The organism is Cellulomonas sp. CW35 (genome assembly GCF_052378485.1).
GTDB lineage: Bacteria > Actinomycetota > Actinomycetes > Actinomycetales > Cellulomonadaceae > Cellulomonas > Cellulomonas uda.
The window spans coordinates 1,631,238-1,642,561 of the sequence record NZ_CP199000.1 but is presented as its reverse complement, the minus strand read 5'-3'; the positions used below and the strand labels follow the sequence as shown (position 1 = coordinate 1,642,561).

The 11,324-nt window shown below is 73.1% G+C and carries 7 protein-coding genes; 4 read left to right on the top strand and 3 right to left on the bottom strand.

Translation table 11 applies throughout. From position 1 onward, the window contains the following. The first annotated feature begins 2 nt into the window (after positions 1–2). On the top strand, positions 3–563 hold the full coding sequence (locus tag ACT17Q_RS07540; RefSeq protein WP_444665266.1) for a pyrimidine dimer DNA glycosylase/endonuclease V: 561 nt from the start codon (positions 3–5) through the stop codon (positions 561–563). Here ACT17Q_RS07540 and ACT17Q_RS07535 read toward each other — a convergent pair. From ACT17Q_RS07535 to ACT17Q_RS07525, 3 genes are read right to left on the bottom strand one after another with little or no spacing between them, the layout of a single operon-like run. Continuing rightward, a complete protein-coding gene (locus ACT17Q_RS07535; protein ID WP_094180139.1) occupies positions 522–2,567 on the bottom strand; it encodes a glycosyl hydrolase in 2,046 nt (681 codons plus the stop codon). The two genes, ACT17Q_RS07540 and ACT17Q_RS07535, sit on opposite strands and share 42 nt — an antisense overlap. Beyond that, the gene (locus ACT17Q_RS07530; protein ID WP_094180140.1) at positions 2,564–3,295 is read right to left on the bottom strand and encodes an HlyD family efflux transporter periplasmic adaptor subunit; all 732 of its coding nucleotides are present in this window, start codon (positions 3,293–3,295) and stop codon (positions 2,564–2,566) included. Before ACT17Q_RS07530 ends, ACT17Q_RS07535 begins: the two co-directional genes overlap by 4 nt. Next, complete coding sequence (locus ACT17Q_RS07525) at positions 3,292–4,998, bottom strand: glycosyltransferase (protein WP_444665265.1); 1,707 nt, start codon at positions 4,996–4,998, stop codon at positions 3,292–3,294. The genes ACT17Q_RS07530 and ACT17Q_RS07525 overlap by 4 nt, the downstream gene beginning before the upstream one ends. A gap of 345 nt (positions 4,999–5,343) precedes the next feature. On the opposite strand from ACT17Q_RS07525, the gene ACT17Q_RS07520 reads away from it, so the two are divergent. From ACT17Q_RS07520 to treY, 3 genes are all read left to right on the top strand, one after another. Further along, positions 5,344–6,441: a carboxylate-amine ligase gene (locus ACT17Q_RS07520; protein WP_444665370.1), complete on the top strand. Its 1,098-nt coding sequence runs from the start codon at positions 5,344–5,346 to the stop codon at positions 6,439–6,441. Positions 6,442–6,555: 114 nt separating this feature from the next. Then, positions 6,556–8,820 carry a glycogen debranching protein GlgX gene (glgX, locus tag ACT17Q_RS07515; RefSeq protein WP_444665264.1) on the top strand — a complete coding sequence of 755 codons (2,265 nt, stop codon included), beginning with the start codon at positions 6,556–6,558 and terminating at the stop codon, positions 8,818–8,820. Then, positions 8,817–11,324 (top strand): malto-oligosyltrehalose synthase, encoded by a 2,508-nt coding sequence (gene treY, locus ACT17Q_RS07510; protein WP_444665263.1) that lies wholly within the window; start codon positions 8,817–8,819, stop codon positions 11,322–11,324. Before glgX ends, treY begins: the two co-directional genes overlap by 4 nt.

Below are 11,324 nucleotides of genomic sequence, written 5' to 3'. Positions count from 1 at the left end.
CCGTGCACCCCGAGCACCTCGACCGCGTGGGCCTGGTCGCCTGCTGGCGCGAGGGTCTCCTCGCGCAGGCGGCCCTGCGGCGGCCCGAGGGCGGTTACGGCCGCCACCCGCAGCTCGAGCGGTTCCGCGCCGCCCGGGTGCCGCTGGCCGCGGTCGGGACGTACCTCGAGGCGCTGGCCGACGAGGCGGACGCGCGCGGCTACCGGTTCGACCGGATGCGGATCGCCGTGCGCCGTCACGCCGAGCTGCCCCGCGACGTGACGACGCTGCTCGTCGTGACCGAGGGCCAGCTCGCGTACGAGCGCGCGCACCTGCTCGCCAAGCTCGACGTGCGGGACCCCGCGGCCGCGCACGCGCTGCGCGCCGCCCGTCTGCGCGCCCACCCCTCCTTCGTCGTCGTGCCGGGTCCGGTCGCGTCCTGGGAGAAGGGTCCGCCGAGCGGACCGGCGTCGGTCGAGGCGTCGGTCGAGCCGTCGGTCGTGGCAGGGGTCGAGCCGTCAGTCGTGGCAGGGGTCGAGCCGTCAGCCGAGCGCGGAGACGAAGGCGAGCAGCGCAGCGCGTGACGTGCCGTCGTCGATCGCGTCGTCGGGGACCGCGCGCAGGCGCTCCCACGCCGTGGCGGCGTCGTCGGGACCGGCGAGCGCGAGGTACGCGAGCAGGTAGCCGCCGAACGTGGTCGCCGTCCCGTCCGCACCTCCCTCGTCCACGGCCGCGCGGATCCGCTGCGGGTCCACGTCGGTGGCGAGCGCACGCTGTGCCGGGCCCATCGGGATGAGCTGGATACCGAGGATCGCGGCCGGCTCGGGGCTGAACCAGGTGGCGTAGTCACGCTTGCCGCCCCACACGAGCGAGACGACCTGGTGCGTGAACCCCGGCGCCCACGCCAGGTCCGGCGCGGTCCAGTAGGTGCGCGCCGCCAGGGACTCGGTCGAGGCGAGCCACGTCGCCTCCACCAGCAGCGCGTCCTGACCCGTCGCGCGGGCCCACAGCCCGAGGCCGTTCCACGCGTTGACCGCCTCGGAGCTGGACTCCTGGTTGTTGCCGTCGGCGAACTGCGAGGGTCCCGAGGCCCAGGAGTGACCCGCGTACGGGTCGAACGAGCGCAGCTGCGGGAGCTCTTTGCTCGCCGTGGGGTTGGCGACGTCGGCCGCGAGCAGGTCGAGCACACCGAGGTCGTCGGCGAGCGCGGGGTCGTCGGCCGCGAGCAGGCCCGCGGCGGCCAGGAGGTAGCCGTGGTGGAAGTGATGGTCGTTGAGCTCGTCGGAGCCGAACGACGCCTGCAGGCCGACGGCGGCGCGGGCCGTCGGGTCGTAGACGAAGCAGCGGGCGTCGCGCTGCGTGCAGCCGTCGGACTGCGCCCACTCGCGCAGCGCGTCGGCCGTCGTGGCCCGCAGGTCGGCGACCACGTCGTCCGCACCGAGCTGCTCGCCCAGCACGACGAGCGTGGCGGCCCGGAACAGCGCCTTGCCACCGAAGTAGGTGTCGGACGGGAAGGCGGGCGTCGCGGCGACGTCCTGCTCGAGTGCGGCCAGGATCGCGCTGCGCTGCTCGTCGGACGCCTCACGGACGTCCGGGACACCCGCGGGGGCGACCGTCGGCGCGTACGCGGACAGCACCGAGCCCGCGCACAGCTCGAGCGGCCCGCCGACGGACGCGTACTCCCCCAGCCCGCATCCGGTGCGCGCGGGCTGGTCACCCGCGCGGTGGTGCGGGGACAGCACGTAGGCGCCGGCCCCGCCGCGGGTCCGGTACGTGAGGGTGGTGCGGGCGTGCTCGTCGTCGACGCCGTAGGTCACGTCGACGGACTCCACCGGATGCCGGGCGGCGGCGGCCAACGCGTCCTGCGCCGCCGCGCTCGGCCCGTCCGGCAGGGCGTACCAGCCCGCGACCTCGCCGCGGGCGAGCGAGGTGGCACCCGCGTCGAAGCCCGGCGCCGCGAGCGCCCACACCGCTCCCGCCACGTCGCCCTGCGCGGCGGCCGGGCCGTCGGGCGTCGCCGTGAGTCCGCCGTCGGTCCGGACCGTGACGTCGCGTGCGGCCGTGAACGTCACGACGGGCGAGCCCTCCGCGAGCGCGACGTGCCCGAGCACCTCACCCGACTCGTCCAGCAGGTCGATCGTCACCGCGACGGGGTCGGCCGCGCTGACGACGGCGGACGCCGCGCCGACGTCGACGGTGAGCGCGGGGACGTGCGGTCCCGCGATCGTCTTCTCCGTCGCGACGGGCTTCGGCAGCCCGAGCGTGAAGCCCGCGTCGGTGAGCTGGAACGACAGGGGCTGGGCGAACACAGGCTCGTCGCCGAACACCAGGCCGCTGTACCAGCGGTTCGTCTGCGGCAGCACCCCGTCCGCGACGCGCGCGGTGGGGAGCCGTGCCACGTCACGCGCGGGGACGTCGGCGACGAGCGCCGCCGTGTCGAGCGCGGGGACGCGCGCGTCCGGCGGGCCGGGTGCACCGCCGCTGGTCGCCGCGGCGCGGTCCCGGTCGCTCACGAGGGCCGCGACACCCCCCGTGACGACCGCGACCAGGGCGACGAGCGCGAGGACGAGCCACCAGCGCCGCGTCACCCGAACACCCCCCGGACGTAGGTGGTCACGGCGTGCGAGACGGTCGTCACCACCCCGTCGTTGCGCAGGGAGATGCTCGCGGTCACGGGGGTCCCGGACCCGACCAGGCCGTTCTCCTCGCCGTCGACAAGTTCGTCGGACCCGACCGTGACGAGCGCGAGCGCCTTGCCGCCGACCGTGGTGACCTGCACCCGCTCGACGGTGCCGCGCAGGGTCGCGGTGCTGGGCAGCTCGATCGTCACCGCGGCGTCCTCCGGGACGCGGGCGTACTCCTTGGCCGTGAGCGTGTACTCGGCCTGCACGTACAGCGACCCGGCGATCTGCACGGTCGCCAGGTGGTCCGCGGCGGAGACGAACGTGCCGGACTGCGCGGCGACGTCCGTGACGGTGCCGTCCTGCGTCGCGAGGACGACGAGGTTGCCGTCGACGTCGATCGTGGTCGCCTGCCCCGCGGTGCTCACCGTGCCGAGCGACAGGTCGCGGTCGAGCGCGGCGGAGTCGATGACGAACAGCGGGTCACCCTCGGACACGACGTCGCCGACGGCGACCTTCTGCGCGACGACGAGGCCGGCGTACGGGGTGCCGACGACGTACGTCTCCCCGAGGATCTGCGCCGAGTCGCTGACGGCCGTGCCGCGCGTCTCGTTCACGTGGTAGGTGGCGTAGGCCGCCACGAGCAGCACGAGGACCGTCCCCGCGAAGAGCTTGAACCGCACGCGCCAGGTCATGCCGCACCTCCCGTCGTCAGCGCGAGGGAGCCCTCGCGCACGTGCATGTCTCGCTCGGCCGCCGCGTGCTCGCGCGCGGCCCGCCGTCCGGCGCGTCCCTCGCGCCACGCGGTCACGACGAACCCGCCGAGGATGAGCGTGTTGGTCGCGTTCCACGCGACCGCGAGGCTCGGGTAGCCGTTGGAGACGTCCTTCCAGATCCCCACGGCGGTCGTGATGGCGAGGAGCTCGAAGAACAGCACCTGCGTGGTGATGAACGCGAAGGGCGAGCGGTACGCGCCCTTCGACCCGGTGACGTGCCATGCCTGGTCGCGGCGCAGCAGCGCGTTGACCAGCGCGCGCGTGTAGATGGGGAACGACACCGAGGCGAGCAGCAGGACCTGCCAGCGGAACGACCCGAGCGTGTAGAACGCCAGGAAGATCTGCATCACGTAGAAGCCCGCGTAGTACAGCACCCAGGTCAGCGGCGTGATGGTGAGGTTCATCGGGGTCAGGTCGAAGTAGATCTGCAGCGGTGGGACCAGCAGCAGGAGCAGCGGTGCGATGCCCGTGAGGTAGTGCGTCGCGGTCACGGTGTACTGCAGGCGCTGGTCGAGGGTGAGCGGGTGGCGCCGCGAGAGCGGGTTGTGCGTGAGCATGATCTCGAAGCCACCGGTCGCCCAGCGCAGCTGCTGCTTGGAGTACGCCTCGATGGTCTCGGGGGTGTCGCCGACCGCGAGCGCGTCGGGGATGTACACCGTGCGCCAGCCCTTCTCGTGGAGCATGAGCGAGGTCCACACGTCCTCGGACTTGGAGTCGGAGTAGATCCCCCCGACCGAGTCGATGGCCGCGCGCCGGAACACCACGTTGGTGCCGACGCAGAACGCGGCGTTGAACCGGTTCCGGCCGGGCTGGATGAACCGGTAGAAGACCGCCTGCATGTACGCGGCGCCCTTCGAGATGACGGTGTGCAGGTTGCCGTACGTCTGCGGCGTCTGGACGAACGCGACCTGGTCGTCGGCGAAGAACGGCACGGTCTCGTGCAGGAACGTCGGGTGCGGGACGAAGTCGGCGTCGAGGACGGCGAACAGGTCGCCGCGCGCGATGGACAGCGCGTGGTTGATGTTCCCGGCCTTGGCGCCGTTGCTGGACAGCCGGCGCACGTAGCGCGCGCCGAGCTCGGCGGCCAGGTCCCGCACCTCGTCGGACCGGCCGTCGTCGAGCACCCAGGTGCGGTGGCGGCCCTGCATGGCCACCGCGGCGGTCACGGTCCTGCGGATCGTGTCGAGGTCCTCGCCGTACGTCGTGATGAGCACGTCGATGGTGACGGGCCGGTCGGCGAGGTACACCTGCCAGTCCTGCGGTCGGTTCTCGACCCGGTCGCGCATGATCTCGGCGACGTCGTACAGGCGGTCCTGCGCGTGGTGGAACGTGAAGCCGCGCGGGTCGTGGCCCGCGGACAGGACGGTCCACATCGCGAGGAGCGCGTGGACGACGAGCACCGTCTCTGCGGCGATGACCATGCTGTAGGGCAGCCAGTCGCCGCGGTTGTCCGGGTTGAGCAGGAAGACGGCGTAGACGACGATGCCCGCGCTCGCGAGCAGGACCATGAGGACGAGCGAGGGGCTCTGGGCCGCCTGCGTCTCGGTGGAGCGCGTCGGGCGCGCGAGCGGTTCGTCGGTGCGCCGTGGCTCGAGCACGAGCCGGTCGAACATGGTGGTCATGTGGGGCCCCCTCCGTCGGTCTGGCACGACGACCGGAGGGTGGCCCACCGGTGCCGTTCGACGGCAGCGGTGGCGCCGGTGCACGGGGGCGGGCGGGTGACCGTGGTCGTCCTGCCGGCCCCGTGCGGAACACATGCGACGCTAACGGACACTTCGGGCAACCTGTCCACCGCACGACGGTGTGGCCCACGTCACACTCTGCGACGTGCCTGGTCAGCGCGCATACGGGCCGTGGTCGCGCTCCCGCGTGTCGCCCGTCAGGTGGACGCGCCCGTCACCCGTCCGCATGCGGCCGTTCGGGTCGCCGCGACGACGATCTGACCCGAGACTTGCCGCGTGCGAACCATGGGAGTCGAGGAGGAGTACCTGCTGGTCACGCCCGAGGGCGAGCCGGCAGCGCAGTCGCCGGCGGTGCTCGGCATCGCCGCCCGCGCGCTCACGAGCACCGCGGTGCCCGGCGGCGACGTCGAGAAGGAGTTCAAGAGCGAGCAGGTCGAGACGTCCACGCACCCGTGCACGGACCTGGACGAGCTGCTCGACCAGGTCCGTGCGGGACGTGAGCGCGTCGACTCCGTCGCGCAGGCCGCCGGTGTGCGGATCGCCGCGCTCGGCACCGCGCCGCAGGCGGTCGACCCCACCGTCATCCCCGACCGGCGCGCGCAGGAGATCCGCGCACGGTTCGGGCTGACGGCACGTGAGCAGCTCACGTGCGGGTGCCACGTGCACGTGAGCGTGTCCGACGACGACGAGGGCGTCGTCGTGCTGGACCACCTGCGCCCGTGGACGTCGGTGCTCCTGGCGCTCTCGGCGAACAGCCCGTCCTGGCAGGGCGTGGCGAGCGGGTACGCGTCGTACCGCTCGCAGGTGTGGGGTCGCTGGCCCACCGCGGGCCCGACGGCCCCGTTCGGCGACGCGGCGACGTACCGCGAGGTCGTCGAGTCGCTGCTCGCGTCCGGCACGATCCTCGACGACGGCATGCTGTACTTCGACGCCCGCCTGTCCCAGCGCTACCCCACCGTCGAGGTGCGCATCGCGGACGTGTGCCTGGACGCGGGTGACGCGGCGCTGCAGGCCGCGCTCGTGCGCGCGCTCGCGGACACGGCGGTGCGCAGCCCACGCGACGAGCACCCGGTGCGCGCCGAGCTGTTGCGCACGGCGGCGTGGCGCGCGGCACGCTCGGGGCTGTCCGGCGACCTCGTGAGCCCGCTGACGTGGCGTCCGGCGCCCGCGATGGACGTCGTGGACCAGCTCGTCGACCACGTGCGGGACGCGCTCGTCGAGAACGGCGACCTCGAGGCGGTCGAGCGCCAGCTCGCGCACGTGCGTCGGCGCGGCAACGGCGCGGTCGAGCAGATGGGCTGGCGGGCGCGCGGCGAGGACGACGCCGCGGTGGTGCGTCGGGCGGTCGAGCGCACGCTCGGCGCACCCGCGCTCGTGCACTGAGCGCGGGCGGGCAGCCGGCACGGCGGGGCACCGGCACTCCGGCACGCGCAGGTGTGACGTGCCTCCCGCTGTTTCACCGCGCCGACCTGCGCCGACGCTGGCACGCTGGGTCGCATGCTCATCTGGCCCGGACGCCCCTACCCCCTCGGCGCCACCTACAACGGGGCCGGCACCAACTTCGCGCTGTTCTCGGAGGTCGCGGAGCGTGTCGAGCTCTGCCTGATCGACCCCGACGGCACGGAACGCCGCGTCGACCTCGTGGAGGTCGACGCGTTCGTGTGGCACGGCTACCTGCCCGCCGTGCAACCCGGTCAGCTGTACGGCTACCGCGTGCACGGGCCGTACGACCCGGAGAACGGCCATCGCTGCGACCCGTCCAAGTTGCTGCTCGACCCGTACGCCAAGGCCATCCACGGCCAGGTCGACGGCGACGCGTCGCTGTACTCCTACCGGTTCGACGACCCCGCGCAGCGCAACGAGGACGACTCGGCCGCGCACACGATGCTGTCGGTGGTCGTCAACCCGTTCTTCGACTGGGGGCACGACCGCCCGCCGCAGCACGAGTACCACGAGTCGGTGATCTACGAGGCGCACGTGCGCGGGCTGACGAAGCAGCACCCCGCGGTCCCGGAGGAGCTGCGCGGGACGTACGCCGCGCTCGGGCACCCGGCGGTCATCGAGCACCTCACGCAGCTCGGGGTGACCGCGATCGAGCTCATGCCGGTGCACCAGTTCGTCAACGACCCCTCGCTGCAGGCGAAGGGCCTGTCGAACTACTGGGGCTACAACACGATCGGCTTCTTCGCGCCGCACAACGCGTATGCGGCGTTCCAGCAGCCCGGCCAGCAGGTCCAGGAGTTCAAAGCGATGGTCCGCGAGCTGCACGCCGCGGACATCGAGGTCATCCTCGACGTCGTCTACAACCACACGGCCGAGGGCAACCACCTGGGCCCCACGCTGAGCTTCCGGGGGATCGACAACGCCAACTACTACCGGCTGGTCGACGACGCCAAGGAGCACTACTTCGACACGACGGGCACGGGCAACTCCCTGCTCATGCGCTCGCCGCACGTGCTCCAGCTGATCATGGACTCGCTGCGGTACTGGGTGACGGAGATGCACGTCGACGGGTTCCGGTTCGACCTCGCGGCGACCCTGGCCCGCCAGTTCCACGAGGTCGACCGCCTGTCGGCGTTCTTCGACCTGGTGCACCAGGACCCGGTGATCTCGCGCGTCAAGCTCATCGCGGAGCCGTGGGACGTCGGCGACGGCGGCTACCAGGTCGGCGGGTTCCCTCCGCTGTGGTCGGAGTGGAACGGCAAGTACCGCGACACGGTGCGTGACTTCTGGCGGGGTGAGCCGTCGACGCTCGGCGAGTTCGCGAGCCGCCTGTCGGGCTCGTCGGACCTGTACGAGCACACCGGCCGCCGGCCGATCGCGAGCGTCAACTTCGTCACCGCGCACGACGGCTTCACGCTGCGCGACCTCGTCTCCTACAACGAGAAGCACAACGAGGCGAACGGCGAGGACAACCGGGACGGCGAGGGCTGGAACCGGTCGTGGAACTGCGGGGTCGAGGGCCCGACCGACGACGAGGCGGTGAACAAGCTCCGCGGCCGCCAGCAGCGCAACTTCCTCGCGACGCTCCTGCTGTCGCAGGGCATCCCGATGCTCGCGCACGGCGACGAGCTCGGGCGCACGCAGCAGGGCAACAACAACGTGTACTGCCAGGACAACGAGCTGTCGTGGGTGGACTGGGACCTGGACGAGGAGCGGACCGCGCTCCTGGCGTTCGCCCGTCGCGTCGTACAGCTGCGCCAGGAGCACCCCGTGTTCCGGCGGCGCCGGTTCTTCGCGGGGGCGCCCGACCACGGCGGCGAGTCGGACCTGCGGGACATCGCGTGGCTCTCGCCCTCGGGCGAGCACATGGCCGACGAGGAGTGGAACAGCTCGAGCGCGCGTGCGGTGATGGTCTTCCTCAACGGCGACGCGATCGCCGAGCCGGACGTGCGCGGCGAGCAGATCGTCGACGACTCGTTCCTCATCCTGTTCAACGGGTCGCCCGAGCCCACGTCGTTCACCATCCCCGACTCCGAGTACGGCGAGCAGTGGACCGCGGTGCTGGACACGGACTCGCAGGTGGACCCGGGTGACACCGCGGCGCCGGGCGAGGAGCTCGCGCTCGCGCGGCACTCGATGGTCGTGCTCACGCGGCCGCCGGTCACCCCGATCCCGGCGGCGTCCGGCTCGGGTGCGATCGCGGAGGCCGCGCGCGAGTCGGCGAAGGTCACCCCGACGCGGACGGAGCCGAAGCGCCGCAGCACGCGGCGTCCCTCGGCGCGCTCGTCGTCGGGCACCGCGCACGAGGGCGACGCGTGACGGACACGCGGCAGACGCCCGCGCGCCGGTTGGTCGCACCCGGCCGACCTGTGCCGGTCTCGACGTACCGCGTCCAGCTCGGCGCCGACCTCACGTTCGACGACGTCGCGGAGCGGGTCCCGTACCTCGCGTCGCTCGGGGTGTCGCACGTGTACCTGTCGCCGGTGCTGACGGCCGCCCCGGGCTCGACGCACGGCTACGACGTCGTCGCGCACGACGAGGTCTCCCCCGTCCTGGGCGGGATCGACGGGCTGCGTCGGCTCGCGGACACCGCGCACGCCGCCGGGTTGGGCCTCGTGCTGGACATCGTGCCGAACCACATGGCGGTGCCGACGCCCGTGTGGCACAACGCCGCTCTGTGGTCGGTGCTCGAGGACGGCGCCCGGTCGCCGTACGCGGCGTGGTTCGACGTGGACTGGTCCGCGGGCGACGGAGCGGTGCTCATGCCCGTGCTCGGCGACCGGATCGGCGCGGTGCTCGCACGCGGTGAGCTCGAGCTCACGACGGCCGAGGTGCCGGGACGCGGGCCGAGCACCGTGCTGCGGTACCACGACCACGTGTTCCCGGTCCGAGCAGGCACTGAGCAGCTGCCGCTCACCGAGCTGCTCGAGCGCCAGCACTACCGGCTCGCGTACTGGCGCGTGGCCGACGAGGAGCTCAACTACCGCCGGTTCTTCGACGTCGGCACGCTCGTCGCGGTGCGGGTCGAGGACCCGGACGTGTTCTACGCGACGCACCGGCTGGTGCTCGACCTGCTCGAGGAGGGTGTGCTCGACGGTCTGCGCGTCGACCACCCCGACGGCCTCGCCGACCCCGCGGGATACCTCGCGCGGCTGCGTGAGGCGAGCGGGGGCGCGTGGGTCGTCGTCGAGAAGATCCTCGAGGGCGACGAGGAGCTGCCCGCCGACTGGGACACCGCGGGGACCACGGGCTACGACGCGCTGTGGCGCATCCAGCAGACGTTCGTCGACCCGGGCGGCGCGGCCCCGCTCGGCGCGCTCATGCACCGGCTCACGGGCGAGGCGTCGGACGACTACGAGCGCGTGGTCGAGCAGGCCAAGCGCGAGGTGGTCGACGGCCCGCTCTACGCCGAGGTGTACCGCCTCACGACGCTCGCGGCGAGCATCTGCGCGGACGACCTGCGCCTGCGCGACCACACGTGGCGTGCGCTGCACGAGTGCCTCGTCGAGCTGCTCGTCGCGTTCGACCGGTACCGCGCGTACGTCGTGCCCGGCGAGGTCGTCCCGGCCGACTCGGTCACCGCGCTCGAGCGCGCCGCCGCCGTCGCGCGCGGACGCATGTCGACCGAGCGGCACGCCACCATGGACGTGCTGGTCGACCTCCTGCTCGGGCGCGAGGTCGGTAGTGCGGGACGCACGCGCGGCGAGCGGCGCGACGAGCTCGTCGTGCGGTTCCAGCAGACGTGCGGTGCGGTCACGGCCAAGGGCGTGGAGGACACCGCGTACTACCGCTGGACGCAGCTCGTCGGGCTGTGCGAGGTGGGCGGCGAGCCGTCGCGGTTCGCGCTCACCCCCACCGACCTCGCGGCGTGGGCCGCGCGCCAGCAGGTGGCCGCGCCGCTCGCGATGACCACGCTGTCGACGCACGACACGAAGCGCAGCGAGGACACCCGCGCGCGGCTCGGCGTGCTGAGCGAGCTGCCCGCGGAGTGGTCGCGCCTGGTGCTGGCCGTGCGCTCGGCGACCGCGTCGGCGCGCAGCGCGCGTGTCGACGGGCGCGCCGAGCAGTGGGTGTGGCAGACGCTCGCCGGCACGTGGACGCCGGACGGCCCGATCGCACCCGACCGGCTGGTCGAGTACCTGACGAAGTCGCTGCGCGAGGCCAAGACGTACACGTGGTGGACCGCACCCGACGAGGCGTACGAGGCGGCGGTCGTGGACCTCGCGACGCGCGCGCTGGGCGACCCGGAGGTCGTCGCGCTGTTCACCGACTTCGAGCAGCGCTCGCGGCCCGCGGTACGCGCGGCCGTGCTCGGCACCAAGCTCGTGCAGCTCACCCTGCCCGGCATCCCGGACGTGTACCAGGGCACCGAGGTCGACTCCCCCACGCTCGTCGACCCGGACAACCGACGCTTCGTCGAGCTCGAACCGCTGGTCGCACGTCTCGAGCGGCTCGACTCGGGCGCCGGGCCCCGTGACCTGTCCGACGAGAAGCTGCTCGTCACGTCGCGGGCCCTGCGGGTGCGCCGGGACCTGCCCGAGGCGTTCGTCGGACCCGAGGCCGGGTACGTGCCGCTCGCGCACTCGTCGGGCCACGCCGTGACGTACGCGCGCACGGTCGCCGACGAGCCGCGCGTGACGGTCGTCGCGACGCGGCTCGCGGCGTCCGTCGACCGGCTCGGCGGCTGGGCGGACCACACGGTCGCGGTCCCGCCGGGCACGTGGCGTGACGTGCTCACCGGGCGCACCACCGAGGGCGGGGTGACACCGGTCGCGGGCGTCCTCGAGCGGCTGCCCGTCGCACTGCTGGTGCGGGAGGACTGA